Origin of the sequence: Ekhidna sp. (assembly GCF_963691765.1) — a bacterium.
Taxonomy (GTDB): Bacteria; Bacteroidota; Bacteroidia; order Cytophagales; family Cyclobacteriaceae; genus Ekhidna.
In genome coordinates this window covers 1,704,450-1,729,231 of the sequence record NZ_OY829375.1, presented here as the reverse complement: position 1 = coordinate 1,729,231, position 24,782 = coordinate 1,704,450, and the positions used below count along the sequence as shown (strand labels likewise).

Annotated in this window: 19 protein-coding genes; 12 read left to right on the top strand and 7 right to left on the bottom strand. The window is 38.8% G+C overall.

Annotated features, from left to right (window positions below; genetic code table 11):
- Nucleotides 1-3: 3 nt before the first annotated feature.
- Nucleotides 4-504 (bottom strand): hypothetical protein, encoded by a 501-nt coding sequence (locus ACY650_RS08065; RefSeq protein WP_462253542.1) that lies wholly within the window; start codon nt 502-504, stop codon nt 4-6.
- 2 nt (nt 505-506) lie between these two features.
- A complete protein-coding gene (locus ACY650_RS08060; protein WP_462253540.1) occupies nt 507-2,171 on the bottom strand; it encodes a glutamine--tRNA ligase/YqeY domain fusion protein in 1,665 nt (554 codons plus the stop codon).
- Between the two features lie 169 nt (nt 2,172-2,340).
- Here ACY650_RS08060 and ACY650_RS08055 point away from each other — a divergent pair, with 169 nt between their 5' ends.
- Nucleotides 2,341-2,505 carry a Lacal_2735 family protein gene (locus tag ACY650_RS08055; RefSeq protein ID WP_462253538.1) on the top strand — a complete coding sequence of 55 codons (165 nt, stop codon included), beginning with the start codon at nt 2,341-2,343 and terminating at the stop codon, nt 2,503-2,505.
- A 9-nt stretch (nt 2,506-2,514) separates the two neighbouring features.
- On the opposite strand, the gene ACY650_RS08050 is transcribed toward ACY650_RS08055, so the two are convergent.
- Together ACY650_RS08050 and ACY650_RS08045 are read right to left on the bottom strand one after the other, a co-directional pair.
- Nucleotides 2,515-5,127: an ABC transporter permease gene (locus tag ACY650_RS08050; RefSeq protein ID WP_462253536.1), complete on the bottom strand. Its 2,613-nt coding sequence runs from the start codon at nt 5,125-5,127 to the stop codon at nt 2,515-2,517.
- On the bottom strand, nt 5,127-5,465 hold the full coding sequence (locus tag ACY650_RS08045) for a PadR family transcriptional regulator (protein WP_462253534.1): 339 nt from the start codon (nt 5,463-5,465) through the stop codon (nt 5,127-5,129). Before ACY650_RS08045 ends, ACY650_RS08050 begins: the two co-directional genes overlap by 1 nt.
- 122 nt (nt 5,466-5,587) lie before the next feature.
- Here ACY650_RS08045 and ACY650_RS08040 point away from each other — a divergent pair, with 122 nt between their 5' ends.
- From ACY650_RS08040 to ACY650_RS08025, 4 genes are all read left to right on the top strand, one after another.
- Complete coding sequence (locus tag ACY650_RS08040) at nt 5,588-6,334, top strand: hypothetical protein (protein ID WP_462253532.1); 747 nt, start codon at nt 5,588-5,590, stop codon at nt 6,332-6,334.
- Between the two features lie 109 nt (nt 6,335-6,443).
- Nucleotides 6,444-6,791 carry a PadR family transcriptional regulator gene (locus tag ACY650_RS08035; protein ID WP_462253530.1) on the top strand — a complete coding sequence of 116 codons (348 nt, stop codon included), beginning with the start codon at nt 6,444-6,446 and terminating at the stop codon, nt 6,789-6,791.
- The gene (locus ACY650_RS08030; RefSeq protein ID WP_462253528.1) at nt 6,788-9,388 is read left to right on the top strand and encodes an FtsX-like permease family protein; all 2,601 of its coding nucleotides are present in this window, start codon (nt 6,788-6,790) and stop codon (nt 9,386-9,388) included. Before ACY650_RS08035 ends, ACY650_RS08030 begins: the two co-directional genes overlap by 4 nt.
- A gap of 7 nt (nt 9,389-9,395) precedes the next feature.
- Nucleotides 9,396-11,999, top strand: coding sequence for an ABC transporter permease (locus ACY650_RS08025; protein ID WP_462253526.1), 2,604 nt, complete (start codon nt 9,396-9,398; stop codon nt 11,997-11,999).
- A gap of 2 nt (nt 12,000-12,001) precedes the next feature.
- Here the strand turns inward: ACY650_RS08025 and ACY650_RS08020 are convergent, their stop codons facing one another.
- Nucleotides 12,002-12,505 carry an N-acetyltransferase family protein gene (locus ACY650_RS08020; RefSeq protein WP_462253524.1) on the bottom strand — a complete coding sequence of 168 codons (504 nt, stop codon included), beginning with the start codon at nt 12,503-12,505 and terminating at the stop codon, nt 12,002-12,004.
- 146 nt (nt 12,506-12,651) lie between these two features.
- Between ACY650_RS08020 and ACY650_RS08015 the strand changes: the two genes are divergently transcribed.
- The 4 genes from ACY650_RS08015 to ACY650_RS08000 all read left to right on the top strand — a co-directional run bounded on the left by ACY650_RS08015 (nt 12,652) and on the right by ACY650_RS08000 (nt 16,105).
- A complete protein-coding gene (locus ACY650_RS08015) occupies nt 12,652-13,473 on the top strand; it encodes a lysostaphin resistance A-like protein (RefSeq protein WP_462253522.1) in 822 nt (273 codons plus the stop codon).
- Nucleotides 13,451-14,308: a helix-turn-helix transcriptional regulator gene (locus ACY650_RS08010; protein ID WP_462253520.1), complete on the top strand. Its 858-nt coding sequence runs from the start codon at nt 13,451-13,453 to the stop codon at nt 14,306-14,308. Before ACY650_RS08015 ends, ACY650_RS08010 begins: the two co-directional genes overlap by 23 nt.
- 283 nt (nt 14,309-14,591) lie before the next feature.
- Nucleotides 14,592-14,756, top strand: a complete 165-nt coding sequence (locus ACY650_RS08005) for a Lacal_2735 family protein (RefSeq protein ID WP_462253518.1) — start codon at nt 14,592-14,594, stop codon at nt 14,754-14,756.
- Nucleotides 14,757-14,902: 146 nt separating this feature from the next.
- Nucleotides 14,903-16,105: a glycosyltransferase family 4 protein gene (locus ACY650_RS08000; RefSeq protein WP_462253516.1), complete on the top strand. Its 1,203-nt coding sequence runs from the start codon at nt 14,903-14,905 to the stop codon at nt 16,103-16,105.
- Here the strand turns inward: ACY650_RS08000 and gldB are convergent.
- Nucleotides 16,094-17,074 (bottom strand): gliding motility lipoprotein GldB, encoded by a 981-nt coding sequence (gene gldB / locus ACY650_RS07995; protein ID WP_462253514.1) that lies wholly within the window; start codon nt 17,072-17,074, stop codon nt 16,094-16,096. The genes ACY650_RS08000 and gldB overlap by 12 nt on opposite strands.
- A 42-nt stretch (nt 17,075-17,116) precedes the next feature.
- Between gldB and ACY650_RS07990 the strand changes: the two genes are divergently transcribed.
- The 3 genes from ACY650_RS07990 to ACY650_RS07980 all read left to right on the top strand — a co-directional run bounded on the left by ACY650_RS07990 (nt 17,117) and on the right by ACY650_RS07980 (nt 22,786).
- Nucleotides 17,117-17,731, top strand: a complete 615-nt coding sequence (locus tag ACY650_RS07990; RefSeq protein ID WP_462253512.1) for a porin family protein — start codon at nt 17,117-17,119, stop codon at nt 17,729-17,731.
- 168 nt (nt 17,732-17,899) lie between these two features.
- Nucleotides 17,900-18,997: a hypothetical protein gene (locus ACY650_RS07985; protein WP_462253510.1), complete on the top strand. Its 1,098-nt coding sequence runs from the start codon at nt 17,900-17,902 to the stop codon at nt 18,995-18,997.
- Between the two features lie 12 nt (nt 18,998-19,009).
- Nucleotides 19,010-22,786: a T9SS type A sorting domain-containing protein gene (locus ACY650_RS07980; protein WP_462253508.1), complete on the top strand. Its 3,777-nt coding sequence runs from the start codon at nt 19,010-19,012 to the stop codon at nt 22,784-22,786.
- Here ACY650_RS07980 and ACY650_RS07975 read toward each other — a convergent pair.
- Complete coding sequence (locus ACY650_RS07975; protein ID WP_462253506.1) at nt 22,783-24,756, bottom strand: alpha-ketoacid dehydrogenase subunit alpha/beta; 1,974 nt, start codon at nt 24,754-24,756, stop codon at nt 22,783-22,785. The genes ACY650_RS07980 and ACY650_RS07975 overlap by 4 nt on opposite strands.
- Between the last annotated feature and the right edge of the window lie 26 nt (nt 24,757-24,782).

Here is a 24,782-nt window from a genome sequence, read left to right as displayed (position 1 = left end):
AGTTTACTTAAACTCGAAACTATCCATTATTTGGAGTGCTATTTCATTGTAATTGTCATATTCTCCAATTTCAGCGGTAAAAGTTAAAACGTAAGCATTGCCATCTTTCACCCAATAGCGCCGGTGGAATTTGAGCTTAAACCTTCCCATTGTTCCTGCATAAATTATTTTATGGTAGTCCTTTTCGCGTTTACTTTCAATAATGGTACTGGCCTGAAGTAACGTTTTGATCTGATTTTCTGATACTTCAATGTAGCCGGCAAGGTCTAAATCTTGAGACGAAATATCTTGTTCAATGAGGTTGACATTTTCTCTGAATTGGTCTCCATACAATCCAACTGGTGAGAAAAGACCAAACGTCATACCCATCTGGCCAGACTGATTGAGCTCCCAGGTACTTGGATACTTAATCGAATAATCATCGCCATTTAGTGTTTCAAATTCATTTTGACCAAATGAAAATAATGAAGTTAAAAATAGAATTAGGAATAGGTGATTTTTCATGATTAGTTCTTTGTCCAATTATCTCTTAGGGTGATGGTTCTATTAAAGACCAAATTTTCTGATGTTGAATCTTCATCTACTCTGAAGTATCCAATTCTCTCAAACTGCATTTGATCTCCGATTTTAGCTTCTTTCAATGAAGGTTCTAGTACGGCGTTGGTATTAATATTCAATGAATCAGGATTAAGATGATTTTTAAAATCATCGTCAATTGCATTGAGGTTTTCAGTTTTAAATAAGCGATCATATTCTCTTATCTCAGCTTTTACGGCATGTGGAACGGATACCCAACCAAGAGTTCCCTTAACTTTTTTACCGCTAGTATCTTGTCCACTTCGAGTTTGTGGGTCGTATTCTGCATAAAGCTCTTCAATGCTACCATCATCAGCCTTTTTATATCCTGTACACTTAACGATATATCCGAACTTTAGTCTCACTTCACGATCAGGACCTAATCGATACCATTTTTTTGGACTTGGAGGATCTTCCATAAAATCGGACTGGTCTACGTAGATCTCTCGCGTAAGTGGCATTTGACGAGTTCCAGCAGATTCATCTCCAGGATTGTTGACTGCAGTCATCATTTCTGTTTTGTCCTCAGGCCAATTTGTAATAATTACCTTCAGCGGATTCATGATTCCAAATACCCTGTTGGTTGTTGCATTTAGGTCCTCTCTTACGGCATGTTCAAGTAATGCAATGTCAGTAATACCGTTTCTTCTAGCAACACCAATTGTATCGGCAAATTTTCGAATAGATGCTGGTGTAAAGCCTCTTCTTTTAATTCCGGAGATAGTTGGCATTCGGGGATCATCCCAACCTTTAACATGACCTAATTCTACCAACTCTCTCAGGTTTCTTTTACTCACAATGGTATAACCTAAGTTGAGTCGGGCAAATTCTGTTTGCTTAGATGGATAAATCTCTAATTCATCAATTAACCACTCGTATAACGGACGGTGAACTTCAAACTCCAGCGTACAAAGTGAGTGTGTGATCTTTTCCATCGAATCGGACTGACCATGTGCAAAGTCATAGGTAGGATAGATACACCATTCGTCGCCTGTTCTGTGATGCGACATATGTTTGATGCGATACAATATCGGATCTCGCATGTGCATGTTAGGAGAACTCAAGTCTATTTTGGCACGCAATACCCTTTCTCCATTTTCAAATTCCCCGGCCTTCATTCTTTTGAATAGGTCCAGGTTCTCTTCGACTGACCTATCACGAAAAGGACTTGGCTTTCCTGGCTGAGTAGGAGTGCCTTTCAATTCATTAAATTCTTCTTGAGATAAATCGTCAACGTAGGCAGATCCTTTTTCGATTAGCCGGACCGCCATATCGTATAGCTCTTGAAAATAATCTGAGGTGAAAAACAGACGATCTTCCCAATCGAATCCCAACCATTTGACATTTTCTTTTATTGACTCCACGTATTCAGTATCCTCTTTTTCCGGATTGGTGTCATCAAATCTCAGATTACACTTTCCGCTGTATTTTTCAGCTAGTCCAAAATTCAAGCAAATGGATTTGGCATGACCAATATGCAAATAGCCATTTGGCTCTGGTGGGAATCGAGTAATTATCGAGTCGTGCTTACCCTCTTTCAGATCTTTCTCGATCATTTGCTCGATGAAGTTCAATGATTTTTTTGCCTCGTCCATAGTTTAAAATTAGGGTGCAAAAGTAGGGCAATGATCAGTTAAAATCTATCAATATGTGCTTCAAGCAAAGACTTACATATTTTTTTATTGAAAGCCGCAAGTTTTAAAAAGGCTTAACGTCTAAACATTTCAAGATCTTTTTTACCAGAAATTATCATAAGTAAATTATATGCTAGGTTTTTTTAGAAAGTCAGACGTTACTAACCTTCAAAAAAAGTACGATAAACTAATGCATGAAGCATACATATTGTCCAAAGCAAATCCATCGGAAAGTATGGAAAGGCAAAAAGAAGCGCTGGAAATTCAGCGCCAAATTGTTGCCAAGCAAAAATAATTTTGATTTCTAGTCATCTCTAAGACCTGTAACAGGATTGGCTTGAGCAGGAGTTATAACTGAGATAGTTAAAACTAAAGCAGCTACGATTCCGATGAATATACTACTGGCTAAGCTGGTAAGTGGTGATATGTCTACATAGTATCTGTAAACAAGTCCAAGAATTGCATCCGATATCAAGTATCCAAGGATACATCCGATTACAAGTGAAATGGAGAGAACGTAGAAAAAGGACCTGTTTATAGTTAGCAAAAGTTGTTTCAAAGAAGAACCAAGAACTTTTCTTACGCTGATCTCTTTTATGCGTTTTGCAACATTCAGTTTTGAAAGTGCAAATATTCCTGCGAGACTAAGAAATCCTCCTAAGATTGCCATTGCCAAAAAGATGATTCTTAAGTTCGTCGTGTCTCTCACTGCAGAGCCGTATGCAAGGTCTTTTTGCCAACTGCCAATATATGGACGATCTACTTCCTCACTCCATATGGCTTTGAACTTACTTTCAATTTCAGATTTATCACTGTGATTTACTTTGGCAATAAGGTATGGATAGTTGTCTGTTTCCTGATAGAGAAAGACTGATGGACTGTCTTCTGAGTCAATATAGACGTCATGAATAATATTGGCATAGACGCCAATGATCGTTTTCTTTTCGTCCCCTATTTCAACAGTTTCATTGATAGGGTTTTTGCCGTCATAAAACTGATCAACAAACTCTTGATTGACGATGACTGAATTTGATTGATCCGATTTGCTTCCATCAATAAAAGGCCTACCAAGTATTATGGGCAACTCCATTAATTGAATATATCCCGTACCAGCTGTATAGGTCCTTATCTCATGAGAAGAGGTGTCAATCTTGGCAATTTGTGTTCTCCCTGATCTTCCAAATCTTTGTAAATGGTTGAATGTGCCAACTGTCTCGACACCTGGGATTTGATCTATTTTTTGTTTTATAGCACCGTAAATTTCTTTGTCCGAAAGCTCAAGTGTATAGATGTCCTCGTTTGCATATCCTAGCTCCAGGTCTTCAAGAAACTGTTCGTTATTCGAGAAAGAAATTGCGGCAGAAAGTACAGCAATCGAAAAGCAATATTGAGAGGATGTAAGAACTTTATTGATCCATCCAACTCCTCGAAGTTTTACCGACTTTCTCATAATGGCAACTGGTTGAAATTTCCAGGCATACAATGTTGGCATTATTCCAGCCACTAGCGTGGTAAAAACAAGAAAAGAAATGACAAATAGAATTACTCCACTCAAGCTGATGTCTTTGAGCAAAAAGGTTTCACCGAAAAGCCCCATTATACTATTAGAAGTAAAGTTGATCATGGAAAGCCCAACAATGAATGCCATGGCGCACACAAACCCCATTTCCATTAGAAATTGAGACATGATTTGCTTGTTTTCTGATCCCAAAGTCTTTCTGATCCCGATTTCTTTTAGCCGTTTGGCAATCATAGCAATTGAAGAGTTTGCAAGATTGAAACAGGCAATTAGAAAGATCATTCCGGCCAATGAGGTGAAGATGATATAAACACCAGACCCTAGTCTGATATTGGTATTGTTACGATACATATCAGTATCGTTATGAATAGGGCTTTGAAATTGAACTAAATCAATGTTGTTCATTTTCAACGACTCGTGAGCTTTATTCTGAAGAGGGAGGTATTCTTCAAGCTGATTTTCTATTGATTCTATGTTCTCTGGAGTCGTTCGGACATAGTAGCTCATGTAAAGATAATTTTCCCAATTATCCATGCTCATTCCAGTAGCTTCAAGGTATGTATCGAGGTTCATCAGCAGGTTGAAATCAAAGCTGCTATTCAATGGAATTCTTTCGAAGACACCTCCTACTACCACTTCAGTTTTTTTAGTGGAGTTTACATAGAGTGTCAACACTTCTCCAAGCGCTACTTCATTTCCAAAAAGTCGTTTTGCTGTAGGCTTTGATAGATAAACAATAGGCTTTTCACTAAATTCTTTAAAGGAACCATACCAGAGTGGAATGTTGAACATCTCAAAAAAGTCAGAGGATGCAATTGCAACAGATTGGTCGAAGTACTGATTGTTAATTTTGACTGTCATGTATTCGTCAAAATAGCTGCTCACTTGCTGCACCCCGCCAATTTCATTTCTGAGTTTGTCATCCAGAGGTGCTGGAGAAATTTCATTTCTACGTACCTGACCATTTTCAAAGGTCATCGTATTGATCCGATAAACGTCTTCGGTGTTCTGGTAGAAATTATCGAATTCAATGTTGTGTGCATACATAGAGTAAACGAATATGCACATGCTAAGAGCAATGCCTAGTCCAACAATATTTATTAGCACTGCCCATTTGTTTTTCCAAGAGTGCCTCATGGCAAGCTTGAAATAAGATTTAAATAAAGGATACATAGTATTAGTCGTTTGAGTTTTCCTTTTAGCGTAATTGCGATAGCACCTAATTACATTCCACCAAAAAAAGAGCTTGGCTTTCCATGGAGCGGAGCCACGTTCCACCCTTAGAAAAAAGAATTCTTCAAGATCGCCTTCAAGCTCTTCTAGTCGTTCGGATTTGCAATACCATCTGAAGAGTTTCAGTGCCAGTCTAGGGGGCCGATGTAGTCCTTGTTTGTTCATTAGCCTTTAGACCAGTTGAGCGCTTTGTCTGGAATCTGGTATCTTAATCTTTCTCGCAGGGTAGACAATTCATCCAATGCAGTCTGAGCATATGGTGTTAAATAAAATAGCCTCTTGCGTTTGCCACCTCTTTCGGAAGTAGCTTCACTCATTTTGGATTCTAAGAAACCTTTTTCTTCCAGGCGATATAGCACCGTATGAATGGCACTGACATTGATTTTTTTCCCCGTCTGTTTTTCATATTCTAATACGATGTTTACCGAGTAGGCTTGATCATATAAGACACCTACCAGCAATAAGACCAGTTCTTCGAAGTTTCCGAGTTTAATATCACGCATTTTTTACACAATTGTCAGTATTATACTGAGACGAAGATAATAAAGTTTCACAATTGTCAGTATTATCATAATAAATCACTCATTAGATACTAAAAAGCTATTTTTAACATTTACTACCTAAAATGAAGCGTCTTAAATTTTCTGCCTTGATTGTTTGCGTTCTGCTTGTCTCGTACGTAGCAGATGCCCAACAGTATGATAGCATCATAGTTGTTGATGCTAAGAAACCTGATGAAAACAACTTAATCTTTTTGCAGGGGAATGTATTTACCTACCAAGTTGTAACAGAAAGTGATTTAGACTTACCTGATAAAATAATTTATACTGTATTAGGGCTTCCTACCAAGAAAAGAACCAATCGGAAACAGACTGAGGTGGTTATTTCGACTGTTCCTGATATGAGGAAATATGAGAATACAGGAATAGTTGACAATCCATCAAACCTATGGATCCATCCTCCAAGAAGCGGTGCTTTGAAAGTCCTTGAAACGTGTCCATTTCCTTATGTCAAATTCCCGCTTGAAGAAGGATCAAGTTGGAGTGATCGGATTTCGATAGGTGAGCAATGGTCTTTGGGAATGTGGGAAGGAAAAATGCTTTTTGATATTGAATATAGTGTAGTAGGCAAGAAGCATCTGGAGATGGACAACATCAGGTTTGAATGTTGGGTAATTGAAGCTACAGCTCAATCAGAAGTTGGTTCTACTAAGACTACAATAACTTATCATGAGGATGAGGGATTTGTTGAGTTACTATTTAAAACTCTTCACGGAGATGAAATAACCTTTAAGCTGGAAAGTATTGTGCAAGGGCCTGTATATAAAAACATGAATGATTACTTCACCACTAAGCTAAGTTCTTCCAACTAAAACATACTTTACGAATACTTGAAGTCCATTTTTAGGCTTTTATTACTAAAATGTAGAACAAATTAAATTAGGCTCCGTATATTTGTTCTACAATTTAGAATATAAAGTCATGAAAGAAAGTAAACTCGGGGACTTTGAAGAAACCATCTTGCTTTTGGTTGGTATCCTGAATGATGAGGCCTATGCATTCAAGATTGCTGAGGAATTTGAAACGCAAACAAAAAGGCCAGTATCTATCGGCGCGGTTCATTCCACATTAAGTCGTATCGAAGAAAAGGGTTTTCTCACCTCAGAAATGGGGGCTGCTTCTGCCGAACGAGGAGGTCGTAGAAAACGGATTTATACGATTACAGCAGCTGGTCAGCGCGCATTGGAGATTTCAAGAGAGCTGAAGATGAACTTATGGAATCAATTTCCAGCCTTTGCCGAAGGTAAACTCAACTTCGTTCTGGGATGAAAACTCCAAGGCCTCCAAAGCTTGCCGAAAAATTCCTTTTGCTTTTTCTAAAAAATGAATTAGCAGAGGAAGTGTTGGGTGATCTCGATGAAAAATTCTACCGGACTATAGAAAAAAGATCATTGAGAAAAGCCAAGCTTAATTACTGGTACCAAGTATTTAACTATCTCAGGCCCTTTGCTTTCAAGCTTTTTAAGTCAAACTCAATATTACCGACTATGATCACACACAATTTTAAAATCAGTTATCGCATCCTAAAGAAGAATAAAATCTTTTCTGCGATCAACATTGGTGGCCTTGCAATGGGAATGATTGTAAGCATTTTGATAGCTCTCTGGACATATGATGAGCTTTCATTCAATAAGCATCATGAACATTATGATAGCATCGTGCAGGTATTGCGAAAGGATACTGAAGATGGAGAGATTGAAGTGAATAGCTCATTGGTAAGTAAACTAGGCGGCCATCTTAAAGAGACTTACCCGACACTTTTTGAGCGTGTAACGATTACATTCTTTAGAAATCAACAATTGGTAGTCTCTGTTGGTAAGCAATCTCTTGAACGGACCGGGTATTTTTTTACTTCAGATGCTCCGGAATTGTTTTCCCTAGAAATGGCTGCCGGACAACCTGATTTAGGAACTAAAGAATCAATTCTACTTTCGGAATCTCTTGCTAAAATGCTATTTCGAGACAAGAATCCAATTGGAGAGTTTGTAAAAATCAATACCAGAACGCAGCTTATTGTAAATGGGGTTTACAAGGATATCCCTTTGAATTCAACCTTTGGAGACATGGAATTTATGCTTTCAATGGATCTCGTATACAATGAAGAAAGTCCTGCAACTTGGGATAATTACAATACCAAGGTTTTTGCTCAACTCAATGATGGTATTGAGCTTGAAGAAGCTGCTGAAATAATTAAAGATGCACTCAATAACAACATGCCAGAGGGATCCAGGCCCACAGATTTGCTACTTATTCCAATGAAAGACTGGCACTTGAACTCCACATATCAGGACGGTAAACAAGTGGCAAGCAGCCGAATGACACTGATAAAGCTATATATGGCAATTGGAGTTTTTGTGTTGCTTCTGGCTTGCATCAATTTCATGAATCTGAATACGGCGCGCTACCAAAATAGAGGAAAGGAAGTAGGTATTAGGAAAACTGTTGGATCACAGCGAAAGCAATTGGTTTCTCAATTTTTATCTGAATCTATTCTTTACGCTTCCGTATCTTTTATCATATCGATTGTAGTCACTTGGTTGATCATTCCTTGGTTTAATGAAATTTCAGATAAGGATTTGACTCTTCCTTGGGACATGCCGCTGTTTTGGATTAGTGGAATCTTATTCACATTGTTTGCTGCATTAATTGCAGGAAGTTATCCTGCTGCGTTTTTGTCATCTTTTAATCCTTTGAAGGCATTGGGAGGCACCTTAAAGCAAGGCAAAGCAAGCATTAGATTGAGGCAAGTGCTTGTAGTTTTCCAATTTGCCATTTCAATCTTATTGATGATTGGGACATTCACTGTTCACCATCAGATTCAGCATGCAAAGGCTCGACCTGTTGGATATGATCAAGAAGATCTAATTACTTTAAGAGGTCGGTCGGGAGAATATTATGAAAAATTTGATGTGCTTCGATCAGAGATTATCCGCACCGGGATGGCAGAAAATATGGCTTCTGCGAATTACCCATTAATGAATACGCTGGGTAACAATGGAGGTTTTAGATTAGAAGGAACAGATGATGTTTATCCTTTTTCATTCAATACCATTTTTGTCACCTCGGAATATGGCAAGACCACAAAGTGGGAATTGGTAGCTGGCCGTGATTTTTCGAAAGACTATGGGGCAGAAACTAACAATATAATTCTCAGTGAGTCAGCAATTGCTAAGATGGGTCTTGAAGATCCTATTGGTAAGCGTTTACTATCACGAAGAGGAATGCGTGGCAGAAAAGAGCTGACAATCATCGGAGTTGTTAAAGACATGATCAAAGGATCACCATATGATCCTCCCAAGCCATTAATGGTGTTTATTAGCGATTCAGAGCACTATTCATTTATCAGAATTAAGAAAGGAGCTTCTTATGTTGAAGCTTTACCTAAAATTCAGGAAGCATTTCAAAAAGTACTGCCTGATCACCCATTCAATTATGAGTTCGTAGATAATGAGTTTGCGAGAAAGTTTAGAGACGAAGAGAAGATTGGTAGTCTCGCAACGCTATTCAGTGGCCTTGCAATACTTATTAGCTGTTTGGGCTTATTTGGTTTATCAGCATTTATGGTAGAGCAACGCACCAAAGAAATTGGAATTCGAAAAGTGTTAGGAGCTTCGGTATCCAACTTGTGGAGATTACTGTCTAAGGATTTTTCAATACTGGTAATTATCTCATGCCTTTTTGCAATTCCGGTTGCATCTTATGCCCTGAACGGGTGGCTTGAAAATTATGAATATCGCATTGAAATTACCTGGTGGATGTATGCGTTAGCTTCATTTTTCGGATTCTTGATAGCATTTTTTACAGTAAGCTATCATTCTTTAAAAGCGTCATTTAGTAATCCTGTAAATGCACTTCGATCTGAATAAACGCAGCATGATCAAGCCTCCAAAATTTGCACTAAAGCTATTACTACTTTTTCTCAAAAGAGACTTGGAAGAGGAGGTTGTGGGAGACCTGGAAGAGAAATTTTATTCCTCTCTCAGCAAAAGAGCGTTGTGGAGAGCCAAGTTGAACTACTGGTTTCAGGTGCTCAATTACTTCAGACCATTTGCTATCAAAAACACAAAATCAAGACTTATGAATACACGTTTTGGGTCATTGCTAATTAGCAATTACATCATGATTGCGTTTCGAATATTTAAAAAAGACAAGCAATTCACGTTGATAAATGCCCTTGGCTTATCGCTTGGTATATGCAGCAGCTTATTCATCTACCTATGGGCTCAAGACGAGTTGAAGTTTAATGCGGAGTTTGATGAGAATGTTGTAAGAGTGCTGCACAGAGAAGTGCAGACTGGCGGAGGAGTAATCGTAGATCCGTACGTGTCATATCCGCTGAAAGACGTCCTGGAGGAGAACTATCCTTCTGTTGAAAAAGCAATCGTAATGTCTCGCGGCAATTGGTCAGCCTTTGAGGTTAATGAAGAATTGATTGAATTTGGTGGTATTGATGCATCTCCTGAGATTTTTGAATTCTTTAATATGAAAATGATCAAGGGCGATTATCAGAAGATGTACGATAACATGAATACGATCGTCATCTCAAGATCATTTGCAGAAACCTATTTTGGCAAGGATTGGGAATCTCAAGATCTAATCGGTACTATTTTGGAAAATGATATCGGAGACAGCTTTGAGCTGATAGGCTTTTATGAAGACTTTTCGTACCACACCACACTTGAATACAAATTTGTAGTACCCTTTGATCACCTTTTGAACCAGCGGCCTGGGTTGAAAAGATGGGGAATCAGCATGCTGCAGGTCTATATCAAAACTGCCGACGGAGTATCCATTGAAGATGCGAGAAAGCTGCTGGTGAATGCAGATGTTGATCATCGCAAAGATTATAGTACAGTAAAGCATGAATTGATCTTGCAACCGATAAAAGACGCCTATTTGTATGGAAGATTTAAAGATGGCAATATAGACGGTGGTCGAATAGATTATGTAAGATTATTACTTGCAGGAGCAATTTTCATTCTGGTCTTAGCCTGCATCAACTTTATGAACTTGTCTACTGCACGCTCGGTACAACGCGCAAAAGAGATAGGCATACGTAAGGTTATGGGGGCTTTAAAGATGGATCTAAGAAACCAATTTTTGATAGAGTCCATCCTTATCACTTTCTTTTCAGTGTTGTTGGCAATAGGTGTTGTTCTACTATTCCTCGATTCATTCAATCGATTAACAATGAAGGATATCGAGTACCATGTCTTTACTTTAAAAAGTGTAGGTTATTTAATTGTTTTTGGACTTGTACTTGGAATTTTATCCGGTCTGTATCCTGCATATGTTTTATCATCAATCAATACACAGCAGTCCCTTAAAGGCCTTGTGGCTAAAGGAAGGTCTAGGTTCTCATTTAGAAAGTTTCTTGTCGTCTTACAATTCGCAATTACTGTTATAATGATTACTGGAGCAGTAACTGTATTTAAACAAGTCTCTTACATTCAGAATAAAAACATCGGGCTGGATAGAACCAATTTGGTTCGAACATATACCTATGATATGGATCAAAATAAAGAGTATGCTTCTTTCAAAAATGAGCTGCTCAAACGACCAGGAGTAGAAAGTGTCACAATAGTAGATCAGTTGCTGATCAACATGCGAAATACCACCGATAGGATTAAGTGGGAAGGAAAGGAAAAAGGAGGAGATATAAATTTCTATGTAATAGATGCGAATCCTGATTTTTTACCAACAGTAAGAATCGAATTGAAAGAGGGGCGAAATTTTAGCTGGGATCTAAAGACTGATACAATGCATTATCTGGTAAACGAGGCTGCAGTTAATGCGATGGGTCTGACTGATCCTATTGGTAAGAGTTTTAAAATGTGGGGTCAAGAAGGAAAGATTATTGGTGTGGTAAAAGATTTTCATCTGAAGTCACTTCACAATTCCATAGAACCACTAGTTATAAGGAACGACATGGCCTATAATTGGATGGTGCTCCTTCGTACAAAGGAAGGTATGCAAAAAGAAGCTGTTGAGTCACTAGAAGAGGTATTTTATCTATTTAACAATCCAAAGCGTGCATTTTATTTTCGGTTTATGGATGATATGTATGAAAATCAGTACCGAAGTGAAATGCTCATTAAAGACTTATTGTGGTTCTTCACCATCATTGCAATAGGCATATCATTGATTGGTTTGTTTTCGCTAGTAGCATACTCCACTTCCAGGCGAACGAAAGAAGTGGGGATTAGGAAAGTGCTTGGTGCTACCATTTCCGATATCTTGAGGCTGCTGTCTAGAGAATACACCATCTTACTTGGCCTTGGCCTTTTGATAGCTGTTCCGTTGAGTCATCAGATCATGACTTATTGGCTAAGTGGATTTGCTTATCGCATTGAACTTGGAGTTGGTGTATACATTGCGGCATCTTCATCTGCATTGTTGATGGGGTATTTGGTAGTGCTATTTAAAACTGCAAAAACTGCAACTTTAAATCCAGTTAATCAGCTTAGAGATGAGTGAGATCAGCTGAAAATCAATTCCCAATATCCAACATCTATCCATCTATCAAATTTTAACCCTACCTCTCTTAATTGACCGACTTTTTGAAATCCCAGTCTCTCATGAAATTTGATACTGGAATCATTTGGTAGCGAGATGCCGGCCAAGATTGCGTGTATGTTTTTGGATTTTAATTCGTCTATCAACGTTTGATAAAGTTCATTACCAAGTCCCTTTCCGCTTGATTCTGTTGCCAAATAGATACTTACTTCTACTGTGTTTCTATAAGCTTGTCTTGGTTTCCAAATCGTAGCATAAGCATATCCAATTAGTTGATCATCGACTTCTAGAACTAGCCAAGGCAAGTTGTATTCTTGCTGTACTTTTTCAATCCGTTTACCCATTTCCTCTGAATCGATAGGATCAACCTCGAATGTGGAGTGAGAATGTAAAATGTAATGATTGTAGACCGTTGCGATAGATGGGGAATCTTCAGTAGTAGCAGCACGGATTTTGGAAAGACTCATAGAATTCAAAAAATTTTTCAATATTAAAAATCATTGATTTTAGCCGAAATTCAAATGTTTTCTGAAGTGTCGCCTCAATGTCGTGCGCAAAATTCTTGATTCGGATATGCGATAAATAGTCTTGCATTCAATCAAAATTTAATGATATGACTACATCTAAAAATTTCAAAACGATTCTTACATCATTGGGAATGCCCATTGTATTTTCGGTGTCCTTAATGACAGTAGCTCTCATAAGTATTGCCCCGATCTTTCTTGGCGTGAATGAGCGGTTTACCTATGGCATTTTCGGAACACTAGTAGCGTTTCTCACAATCTTCGTTTTTTTGAAGATTGATCGCCAATCCTGGAAAGACTACTTTTTAACAATCGATAAAAAAACGTTTGTCCGAATAGTTAAAGGTTCTCTTTTTGGTTTTCTGATTGCGGCAAGTATGTTTCTGCTTCAAACTTGGTATAGCGGCTTGGAAATTAGTTTTACTGGAGCTTCTTTTAGTCAATTTGCTATTATGTCGTTGTCTTTGCTGCCTTTGGCATTTATGGAAGAACTAGCCTTTAGATCGTATCCATTTTTTAAGCTCAAGAATGCTTTTGGAGTTTGGTCCGCGCAAATAGTAATAGCAGTTTTATTTGCTCTTTATCACTACGTTGGTGGATGGTCTCTACTAGCATCCTTTATAGGGCCTGGCGTATGGAGTATTGCCTTTGGATTGCTTGCTCTAAGATCAAATGGGATTGCTTTACCAACAGGTTTTCACTTTGGATTAAACTTAGCACTTGCGACTATTGGCAATAAGCCTTGGGTTCCAGGCCTAATAAGTATTGACTTTGCAAGTACCCCATCTGAAGAGATGTTGAAATCAAATGAGTATTTTGGTGGTTTATTGCAGCTATCACTTTTAGCAGTGCTGTTGGTACTTACATACTTATATACAAGGAATATTCATGGGAAAAAACAATCCAACTAATCAGCCGGAGCTTGGTAAAAAGCTTTGCGACATTCGTGTTGAAAGAGGACTTACTCAACTGGAGTTAAGAGAAAAATCCCATGTCAGTGTCCGAACCATTCAAAGAATTGAATCTGGTGCTGTCACTCCAAGAATAGTGACAATTAAAATTTTACTTGAAGCACTAGGCGAAGATTTAGAAGAATGGTTTGGGCCGGATGCGATTGTTGAAAAGCAATTTTCAATTAAAAAACTGAGAAATATGTTTCTTGTAAGTGCTTCGGATAGCGATTTAAAAGATGCTCTGACTCCAGCATGGATGTCAGGAATTGTATACCTAATTATGGTATTGATAGAGCAGAGTTTGGGAGCCTTTTCAGAATATTTGAATGACGATTATTTGCTTCTTCCAACTATGACTATTGTAAAGGTAATGGCAGCTATCTCATTTGTATTATTTACTAGAGGGATTCTTTCGTTAAGCCATTTGTTTGAGAATAATCTGCTGAAAGTGGCCTCATACATATCTATGATGTTTGTTGGTTCAATGTATTTGATTGAGGTGATAATTATCATTACTAGCCAGTCCATGAGTGGCTTTGTAGATACGTTTAGAACCCTTTCCGTTATTCCTCTTGGTGCCATTTCTGTGATAATGGGAATGGGACTTCTTAGGCTTCAAGACGGGATGGGTAGGATAGCTAAGGTTGCTGGTAGGCTCGAACTGATTTTTGGAATTTCTTATTTGACGCTAATCTTTTCGTTTATTGGGGTATTGCTATTAGCACCATTGCTTGTGGTAGAAGTTGTAATGCTTTCAAAGGCAGATCAACTAGCGAGAGAAGGACAGATATAATTATTTGTACGTTCTACCATTCAGAAATTTACCAATGAAGGTAGAACGTACAAAATAATGGTAAGTACCGGTTTATAGACACTGATTGAATACATTTTTGATGGTTTGAACCTCAAAAATCTCTGACTATCGATATTGGTGGTTGACATTTGGTTGACATTGGTTATTACGGGTAATATTCGTCGAAGAAAACTGGTGATTAAAAGATGGGCTATTGTGTGGTTTGGAGTACATGATAATCTTCGCCGACGATAATTATTAGTCACCCAATTAGCTACCAACTATGATAAAATTGTTCAAACAAAACCGTGTCAGCTTACTGCAAAAAAAATATGACAAACTAATGCGAGAGGCTTACGATCTCGCAAGATCAAATCCGGCTGAAAGTCAGCAGAAGCAAATAGAAGCTCAAGAAATACAGCGGCAAATAATTGATAAGACACTTTAAGTCAGTGATTACATTTCATCTGTAGATACAGATACGATATCGCGCTAGAAGAATAAGTAGAATTAAAGATACTTGTTACCGAAGATGATGTTGTTTTCTTCGAAAACTCCCTTGGATATTTCAAAGAACAACACATCTTTAGGCAAGTGAAAATTCTCTACATCCATCAATACTTTAAAACTCCTGAGGAAGGAGGATCCATTCGATCCTATTACTTAGCTAAGGGGCTGGTGGATGCTGGGCACGAAGTGACAATGATCACGGCTCATAATTCACCCTATGAGGTGAAAAAAATTCATGGGATTGAAGTGCACTATTTGCCTGTGCCCTATGACAATAGTTTTGGCTTCTTGAAGCGACTTTTTTCATTTAGAAAATTTGTCAATCTAGCTAAGAAAGAAGCTAAAAAAATCTCAAAGCCTGATTTGGCGTATGTAATGACAACCCCATTAACAACGGGATTCATTGCTACGTATCTAAAAGAAGAACTTGACATACCTTATTATTTTGAGGTTGGAGACCTTTGGCCGGAAGCCCCAATTCAGATGGGCGTTATTCAAAATAAATGGATTAAGAAGTGGCTTTATTCTCTTGAGAAAAGATTTTATTTTGAAGCTGAGAAAGTAATTGCTTTGTCACCGGCAATAAGAAATTACATTGAAAAAGTAAGTCCTAATACAAGAGTTTATGTAATTCCTAATATGGCTGACTGCTCATTTTTTGAAGCAGAGTATTCTGTAGGAGACTTTAGCGAGAACAATAAATTTCAGATTACATACTGCGGTGCAATAGGGAAGGCGAATCACTTAGAATATCTGATTAACGCCGCTAAGCAGTCAAAGGAGGCTCAACTTCCTGTTCATTTCAATATCATCGGGTATGGATCAGAAATGAAGCGCCTGAAGGCAACGACGAAGCGGTTGAAAAATATTTCTTTCTACCCTCATTCGAGTAAACAATGTGTTAAAAATCTCCTCGATAAAAGTGATGCGGTCTATGTTTCCTTCAAAGACGTGAAGGTACTTGGTACTGGAAGTCCGAATAAACTTTTTGACTCACTTGCAGCAGGTAAGCTAACCATCATCAACTTTGATGGGTGGATTAAAAACCTAATTGCGAAAAACAGATGCGGCTTTCATCATAATCCTTATTCAACACAAGAGTTTGTGAGAAAGCTTAAAGTTTTCCTAGACTCTCCAGAACTTCTAGCCAAGTACCAAAGAAACGGACGCAAATTGGCAGAGCTGTATTACGACAAAGACATTCAAGTAACCAAACTTCTTAAGATTCTCAACAATGAGTACAAGTTTGAAGTAACAGATTCAGAAGTTTATATCTTAACTGCCTGACGGTTTGTACCCAGACTGTGTGAACAGTTTATTAAGGTCCCTTTCTGACATAATTTCCGTTACCGAAGCCCCGGTTTTCTCAGCATATGATTTCACAATTTGCCATCCAAGCCAACGACCAATTCTTCCTGGACATTTATCACCTATTTCATAAACATTTGGTCGCTCACCAAGAAATTTCTGTTTTACTGTATGATCTGTTTCATACAACCACTCGTTTTCAACAAAATTGGCCCATATGATACGGTCATTTTCAAATACATCACTCCACTCTTCCTCGGTATATCCGATCAGAATTCGTTCAGGAGTACAAGGCAAAATCATACTCAACAAATAGTAAGATTTACCATAGTCTATCATTTCTGAAAGCATGTCGCTTCCACCTCCTGTTGTGATAAACTGACTGGAAACAAATTGAAGAATGCTGGCGGCTAAATGATCAGTTGTGTATCGCTGTAAAATATATTGCGGGATTTCTCTCGGTTTATATTTAGCATCCGGTCCTATAAAAAAATCCATTCCAATCATGATGTGTTCATTAGAAATGAAAAGATCATTGTACATGCCAGTTACTGCGGTTTGAACTTTCGGTGATGGGGTATTCGGGTAGTAAACCTTCAATCTTCCAAGACCAGATTCTAATGTTCTCACTACATCATCAAAATTTCTAAATGCTTCACTAGATTGACGGTAAAGCGTGTCAATAGATGGATTTTGAATTAAAGAAAACATGCGCTCAGCTAGAATAGAATCTGCCGGATACTGATCAGAATGAAGGAAGAACTGTGCAAAATCTGGATATCTTCCAAGGAACTCTTCCACTTCATTTTTAGATTGACTTTTAAAAAGTACTTCTTCTAATCTGTCAACCTCTAGTACGATATTCTCTGGTTCAACAGATTCTCTACAAGCTTCCTTAGAACACGAGACTAAGAAAACAATACAAATCATTAGGTGCACTACTCGCATACTTTCTATTTTTGAAGGCAAATTTAGAAGTAACAACGACTTATGAAGAAGTTTCTTTTCTCTCTCCTTATTCTTTTATCTATAGGATCAATGGCTCAAGTAAAATTGGGTCTAAAATTGGCACCGGTGATTTCATCAAATAGAGCTAAAAATGATGCTCAAACTGTTGAAAATGATGGTTCTCAAATGAAGTTTTCCATTGGTCTTGTTGCAGATAAAACATTATCAGATACTTACTACCTGAGTACTGGATTGATATACCTTCCTAAAAGAGCAGCATTTAAGAATGCTGATGGGACTGTAGAAGAAGAATATAAACTTCAGTACATCCAGATTCCTGCTACCTTAAAGCTGTTTACAAACGAGTTAGCACCTGATATGAAAGCATATTTGCAAGTAGGAGGAGCACTTGAAATCAAAGTTTTTGATGAGCCAGAAGATCCTTCATTTGCATCTGTTGAGAAATTCACACCCATAGATATCCCTGTGATTCTAGGTGGAGGAGTCGAATATAGGATTGGAATAAATACCACATTATTTGGCGGTATTTCGTATCAACGAGGGTTGATAAATACAGTAAATGAGGCAGGGACAGGCTTTGATGATCTTCAGCTTAGAAGTACTGTTTTCTCTATTGATTTAGGGGTTAAATTCTAGTATTTCCGTCACTTTACCTTTTTGCGAATTGTCTGCATCTTGCCAAAGATGTTATTTTCATATAGATAAATATGAAATAAACTATTGTTAGGGACAAAAAGTAGGATTTTTTGTTGAGTTAATTGGAGTTTATCAGTACCTTGAAAGGAGTATAAACCCACCACGCTTATGAAATCCCTATTTACATTTTGCTGTGCCTTATTCCTATTTACTCAACTGAACGCTCAGAGCGTTTGGATTGCAGACAACCGTCCGACAGCTCCTACTGGAGCGCATATTTTCGCTAACATTACTGACGCCATTACTGCGGCCAGTCCGGGCGACATCATCCACATCATCCCAAGTCAGACCTTTTACCCTGATTTTACGATTACAAAAGACAGCCTGACATTTTTTGGAATTGGCTTTAATCCAGACAAGGATCAACCTAACAAGTCCTGGGTAGGTAGCTTGACCATTGCTACAGGTGTCTTTGGCACTCGCATATCGGGATTAAATGTAAATGATGATTTAATAATCGGGAATGCTGATGGTGCTACCGGAAATATTTTTATTGAAAATGGAGATATTGATCGTATCGCTACAACTACCGCAGGAGCAGGTACAAAAACAACAAGTAATATTGTCATTCGAAATTGTGTCATAGGATTGAGAGAGTTTTCTTCCGGTGTGGCAGTGATCAATTTAACCCAGGAAGCAAACCCCACTTCTGTGGTAATAACTAACAATGTTATCATGGGTTCTTCTTCAACAGGCTCAGGAGGAGCAGGTTCGATAAATGTGGCTGATGCAATTATTAAGAATAATTTGTTTTATGGAAATAACGACTTTGATTTTGCATTTAATGCCGTAACTACTTCAACGATTACCAACAACATCTTTTTTGGAAGATCGCCTGTTACCGATGCTTTAACTGGTACAGTTAATAATTCAACTTATACCAACAACCTTTCCTTTAACACACCAAACGATGTGTTTCCGATAGGATCTGATGGGAATACCGGCTCTGGGAACCTTCAAGCAACAGACCCACAGTTTACATCAGTACCCCTAGCGGATAATTGGGATTTTGCCAACGACCCAACCTTGGTTGGTGGACCTGCGATTAGTGGTGGAAATGATGGTACCGATATTGGGTTGACTGGTGGAACAATTCCATTCAGTATTACAGGAACACCACTTCCGACTATTAAGGTATTACGACTACCAGAAATTATAAGACAGGGAGATAATGTAGATGCTACTATAGAAGCTGAAGGAAACTAACCAGATGCTCCTATGAGTTTCTTTAAAAACTTTTCAAAAACACTGATCCTGTTTGGAGCACTTTTCGTGTTTCAAACTTCCTATGCACAAGATACATTGGAGGTTTTCGAGATCGAGTACTTCTTTGATATGGATCCCGGAGTTGGAAGTGCTACAAACATTATTGTAGGTACACCTGATACGACCGTTAACCTCCTTGAGACAATTTCTGCGTCTGGTCTTCCTACGGGTTTTCATACGTTGGGAATGAGAGCGAGGAGCTTGGCTACAAATCCGGAGTTTTTTACTGGTTCTACCAACATTTCTCCACTTTTATACATTGATCCGACACTCAGAGCTGCAGGGGTTTGGGGGATGACAGAAACCAGGTTGGTCTTTGTAGACGCGGACGATGGGGCTGCTGTAGTCAATGTGGACCAAATAGAATATTTCTTTGATGAAGACCCTGGAGTGGGGTCAGCAACACTTATTAATTCTTTTTCTGCAAATCCAACAATATCAATTGTTGAAACGCTGTCAGCGAATTCACTCCCTACAGGATTTCATGTACTTGGAATGAGAGCACGAGCAGATGGCGGAAGCTGGGGTACAACAGAAACAAGACTCGTGTTTATTGACCAATCTGATGGTGCTGCCATTGTCAATGTAGATTCATTGGAATACTTCTTTGATATGGATCCTGGTGTTGGCAATGGAACAATCATTGATGGTTTTGCTGCTAGTAATAATGTCTCACTTTTAGAAACACTAAATACATCGGGACTTAGTTTGGGTTTTCATTCCTTAGGAATGAGAGCAAAAGCTGTAGGCGGAGCATGGGGTCTTACAGAAACAAGATTAATGTTTGTAGATCCTTCAACATCTGGAGGTATAATCGATATAGATGAAATTGAATATTTCTTTGATAATGATCCTGGCGTTGGTGCTGCCGCGAGCATTACCTCGTTTTCAGCAAACTCATCTATTTCCCTTGTAGAAAATTTACCTTCAAGTGGTTTAACTACTGGATTCCATTTATTAGGATTGAGAGCAAGAGCTGTAGGTGGAAGTTGGGGAACTACTGAAACCAGAATGATTTACGTAGATCAGGCAAGTAATATGTTAGATATTACAGCTCTGGAATACTTTATAGATGCAGATCCTGGAGTTGCAGGTGCTACGCCAATAATTGTGAGTAGCCCAGCAGATAGCATAGCCATCACAGAAACATTAAATACAAGCGGACTTGCCACAGGAAGCTATACCATAAATGTGCGTGCACAAAACCAGGCAGGCGATTGGGGTCTGATTGAGTCTCGTCCATTGGTAGTTGTAGATGTTGGCCCTCCGGTCATTTCAAGTACACAGTCTTTTCCTACTAATGTCACTCCAGTAGACATAAGAATAGAATTTGAAAGAGCAATTAATTCCTTTGTTGAGGCTGACGTAGCAGTTGCCGGAGGAACAATTCAAGGAAGCTCGTTTACAACTGTAAATGATTCAACATTCACTTTATTGATCGACCTTGTTTCAGACGGGTTGGTAACGATAGACATTGCTGATAGCGCAGCATTTACTCAGGATAACAATAGCCCGACTCCAGATGCAAGCACCTTCACAATATCATATGATGCTACTGTCCCGATAGTCACAGTGGATGCATTAACTACTGCGGACACAAGTCCTGCTTTGTCTGGAACTGTTGATGATGATAGTACTTCTGTTTCCATCACTATTGATGGATCAGCATATGCGGCAACTTCCATATCGGCAGGTATATGGACACTTGATGCCGGAGTAATTAATCCATTAGCTGATGGAATTTATGATGTGATGGTGAGTGCAACAGATTCAGCTGGGAATGTTGGTGTTGATGGAACAATTGATGAACTAGAAATAAGTGTTGGCGCATTGACAGCACTAGATGCCTCTTTAATAACGTCTACAACATTTGATGCAAATTGGGTAGGAGGTACTGATGTTCAGAATTATGAGTTGGAAGTTTCTACAACAGCTGATTTTTCTACACTCCTTCCTGGATTTGATCCGTTTGTGACTACTGCTAATACGACTACTGTAACAGGATTAAATTTCTCAACTAACTATTATTATCGATTGAGGGTACGAGATAATTCGGACGTGCTTTCAGCTAACTCGAATACGATTGCAGTCAAAACCATTGTTGATGCAGAAACACTTGCTGATTCTACAGCATTAGTTCAACTATATAATTCTCTGGATGGACCTAGTTGGAATCCAAGTGTAAACTGGGAAACAAGTAGACTTATTAATTGGGCAGGAGTGACATTAAATGGTAGCCGAGTGAGTGCTATCGACATATCCTCTGTGGAGGCCATTGGCGAAATGCCAAACCCTTTTACAGGTGGTGCAGTCGGTGGATTAAGTGAACTAACCCAAATGGATGCGAGTGGCAATCAAATAGAAGCACTAATGGATTTTAGTAGCACGATGATCTTGGATTTAGATGTTTCATCTAACTCATTGGAGTTTGATGATTTGGAACCACTCGTTGCTATCGCTACGCTGAGCTACGACAATCAAGCGCCTATATTCTTTGATGAATATAATTCTGGAAGTCCAATTGAAAGTCCTCACTTGTCTAGTCCAACACTTAACGTCACAACAGGTGGAGCAAATAATTCTTATAGCTATTCTAGAGATGGTTCGGCTATTAGTCAAAGCACAGATTTTAATATTTCTGGATCGACCCTTGAGATTGCTGAAATAGATTTTGATAACATGGGCGAGTTTGCAGGAAGCGTAACTAATTCTCTGTTACCGGATTTGACATTGTCTGTCATACCACAGGTGGTCTTAGCAATAGCAGATTTATCGATGGTTATCGTCGATGGAAATGATAATCCTGTTTCCAGTACCATTTCTGGCTATTTACTAGAAGCTTTCCGGAGAGAGCAAGGCTTTGATACCTTGGAAAGGGCAGAGGATGTAAGCAGTAGTTTCGTTTTTCAAGATGTGGTTCTTGGAAACTATCTCTGCGGGATAAACCCATCTGACTTAGATAATTTCATTCCAACATACTTTGGAGATGACTTTGAGTGGATACGTGCAGACACGGTGTTTTTTAGAGAAGCTACTAGTGTTCAAGTTAAACTCACGGAGATTCCAGACCCAGTAACAGGTCCTGGTAATCTTGATGTTTTAATAGAAGAAGACTTCCCAGATGATGGTAGCAGGATAGATGCAAGGAGACGAGCTTCTAAACGTAAATGTGGAGTAAGAAGAAAAAGAACTGGAGGAAGGACAGGCCAAGATGATGATGACTTTGAGTTGATCGCTTATGGAGAGACGAATGAGAATGGTGAATTCTTGTTTGGCTTCTTACCAGAAGGCACCTATCGATTCTTTGTTGAGTATCCAGGAATTCCGCTAGATGAATCTGCTCAGGTTGAATTTACGGTTGGAGAAGAAGGGATAAGTGATACTGATTTTAAACTGGAAGCCTTTGCTACTGAAGATGGAATTGAAGTAAATATTGAAAGAGTATTGGGATTGATTTTAACCTATTTCAAGGATTTGAAAGTATATCCTAATCCTACGACTGACTTGGTTAAGATCAAATATCGTCATTTAAAAGCTGAGCATGTTCGTGCCCAGATTGTAGATATCGCTGGTAATGAAATAACGTCCTTAGATATTAAAAATGGATTCGATGGATACCACGAAATAGATGTGTCCTCTTATTCAGAGGGCATATACCTACTTCACATCTATGATACGGAAGATCCAGAGGGATCTGTAGTTTCCTATAGAATAATAGTGAAAGATTAGTAGTCCAGAATTTTCTCTACGGTCTCATTGAGTCTTGAATTTGGAAGGAAGTTTCTTTCCAAATCTGCCGCAAATGGTACAGGTGTATCCAGGCTTGCTTCCCTCATCACTGGTGCATCAAGACTTTCAAAGCAATGTTCGGAAATCCATGCAGCAATTTCACCACCGATCCCGCCTGTCATACAATCTTCATGAAGGACGATTACGCGACCAGTCTTTTCCACAGATTTTTGTACTGAGTCCTTATCCCAAGGAAGTAAGGTTCTAAGGTCGATAATTTCAATAGACTTCTCAGATTCATCAGCAACTTGATTGGCCCAATGAACTCCCATCCCGTAAGTCACAATCGTTAGGTCTCCTCCTTCACGGTTTGTTACTGCTTTACCCACTTCAGTCGTATAGTAAGCATCTGGAACGTTACCGCTTAATGACCTATAAAGTGCTTTGTGCTCAAAGTATAGATACGGATTAGGATCTTCTATTGCAGCTGCAAGTAGTCCTTTAGCATCATGAGGATTTGAAGGATAAACGATTTTTAGTCCAGGCGTATGAAAAAACCATGCTTCATTGGATTGGGAGTGAAAAGGACCTGCGCCAACTCCAGCTCCAGTAGGCATTCTTACTACTACATCCGCATTTTGACCCCAGCGATAGTGAATCTTCGCGAGGTTGTTCACAATTTGATTAAATCCCTCAGTTACAAAATCGGCAAACTGCATTTCAACCACCGCTTTCATACCGGCTATGCTTAGGCCAAGTCCGGTCCCAACAATCGCAGCCTCGCAAAGAGGAGTGTTTCGAATGCGTTCTTTGCCAAACTGCTCCATGAATCCTTCAGTAATTTTGAAAACACCACCATAGTCGGCGATATCTTGTCCCATTACGACTAATTCATCATGTTTCTCCAATGATTGCTTAAGGCCATCTGAAATGGCATCTACTAGCCTTTTTTCAGATTCTTTGCCGCTGGGTTCTATTACTTGTTGTTCATACGGGAAAAAGATGTCAGACATTTCTATCTCCGTATTTGCTTTAATTGATTCTTCGGCGAACGCTTCTTTTACAGCAGAATTAATTTCTTTTTGGATAGACTTCCTGATATCTCCGATCTCATCGTTTGAGCATACTTTCTCTTTTATCAGGAAACTTTCGAAGGATTTAACGGGATCTTTCTTCGCCCATTTTTCCATCAGTTCTTTCGGTACATACTTGGTGCCAGAAGCCTCTTCATGACCCCTCATTCTGAAAGTTTTTGCTTCAAAGATGATGGGCCTGGGGTTATTGCGGATATCTTCAATTAAGGGCTCTAATTCATTCAATACCTCAAGTATTGAATTCCCTTCCACACTGTATGCCTCCATTCCATATGCAGGTCCTTTAACGACAAATGAATCGAAATTGAATTGTTCACGGCTAGGAGTAGAAAGCCCATAACCATTATTTTCAATAACGAAGATTACTGGAAGGTTCCATACTGAAGCTACGTTCACAGCCTCATGGAAATCTCCTTCACTTGTTCCACCATCACCGGTAAAAACAAGGCTTACTTTATCCTCCTTTTTTAAGAGATGAGATAAAGCAATTCCATCGGCAATCCCCAACTGAGGTCCAAGGTGAGAAATCATTCCTACAATGTTGTGATCTTGAGTTCCGAAGTGGAAACTTCTATCTCTACCTTTTGTGAATCCATTGACTTTCCCCTGAAATTGAGAAAACAGTTGTTGAAAGCGAACTCCTCTTGTAGTGAATACTCCCAAGTTTCTATGCATAGGAAGGATGTACTCATCTTCTTTTAGCGCCAAGGCTGCTCCCACTGAAATTGCCTCTTGACCGATGCCTGAAAACCATTTACTGATTTTCCCTTGTCGAAGTAAAATGAGCATTTTTTCTTCGATCAGTCGAGGTGTAACCAATGCTTTATGTATTGCTAAAAGCTCTTCGTCGGTCCGGTTTTTACGGTCAAATTTCATAAGTAGAGTGATTTGATGTGCGAAAT

Excerpts from the sequence above, each read along its gene's own strand:
- ACY650_RS08035 (WP_462253530.1), top strand. The coding sequence starts at position 6,444 with ATGAAAGAAAGTAAACTCGGGGACTTTGAAGAAACCATCTTGCTTTTG.
- ACY650_RS08005 (WP_462253518.1), top strand. The coding sequence starts at position 14,592 with ATGATAAAATTGTTCAAACAAAACCGTGTCAGCTTACTGCAAAAAAAA.
- ACY650_RS08025 (WP_462253526.1), top strand. The coding sequence starts at position 9,396 with ATGATCAAGCCTCCAAAATTTGCACTAAAGCTATTACTACTTTTTCTC.
- ACY650_RS08060 (WP_462253540.1), bottom strand. The coding sequence starts at position 2,171 with ATGGACGAGGCAAAAAAATCATTGAACTTCATCGAGCAAATGATCGAG.
- ACY650_RS08030 (WP_462253528.1), top strand. The coding sequence starts at position 6,788 with ATGAAAACTCCAAGGCCTCCAAAGCTTGCCGAAAAATTCCTTTTGCTT.
- ACY650_RS08065 (WP_462253542.1), bottom strand. The coding sequence starts at position 504 with ATGAAAAATCACCTATTCCTAATTCTATTTTTAACTTCATTATTTTCA.
- ACY650_RS08020 (WP_462253524.1), bottom strand. The coding sequence starts at position 12,505 with ATGAGTCTTTCCAAAATCCGTGCTGCTACTACTGAAGATTCCCCATCT.
- ACY650_RS07975 (WP_462253506.1), bottom strand. The coding sequence starts at position 24,756 with ATGAAATTTGACCGTAAAAACCGGACCGACGAAGAGCTTTTAGCAATA.
- ACY650_RS08040 (WP_462253532.1), top strand. The coding sequence starts at position 5,588 with ATGAAGCGTCTTAAATTTTCTGCCTTGATTGTTTGCGTTCTGCTTGTC.
- ACY650_RS08055 (WP_462253538.1), top strand. The coding sequence starts at position 2,341 with ATGCTAGGTTTTTTTAGAAAGTCAGACGTTACTAACCTTCAAAAAAAG.
- ACY650_RS08010 (WP_462253520.1), top strand. The coding sequence starts at position 13,451 with ATGGGAAAAAACAATCCAACTAATCAGCCGGAGCTTGGTAAAAAGCTT.
- ACY650_RS08050 (WP_462253536.1), bottom strand. The coding sequence starts at position 5,127 with ATGAACAAACAAGGACTACATCGGCCCCCTAGACTGGCACTGAAACTC.
- ACY650_RS08015 (WP_462253522.1), top strand. The coding sequence starts at position 12,652 with ATGACTACATCTAAAAATTTCAAAACGATTCTTACATCATTGGGAATG.
- ACY650_RS07985 (WP_462253510.1), top strand. The coding sequence starts at position 17,900 with ATGAAATCCCTATTTACATTTTGCTGTGCCTTATTCCTATTTACTCAA.
- gldB (WP_462253514.1), bottom strand. The coding sequence starts at position 17,074 with ATGCGAGTAGTGCACCTAATGATTTGTATTGTTTTCTTAGTCTCGTGT.
- ACY650_RS08045 (WP_462253534.1), bottom strand. The coding sequence starts at position 5,465 with ATGCGTGATATTAAACTCGGAAACTTCGAAGAACTGGTCTTATTGCTG.
- ACY650_RS07980 (WP_462253508.1), top strand. The coding sequence starts at position 19,010 with ATGAGTTTCTTTAAAAACTTTTCAAAAACACTGATCCTGTTTGGAGCA.
- ACY650_RS07990 (WP_462253512.1), top strand. The coding sequence starts at position 17,117 with ATGAAGAAGTTTCTTTTCTCTCTCCTTATTCTTTTATCTATAGGATCA.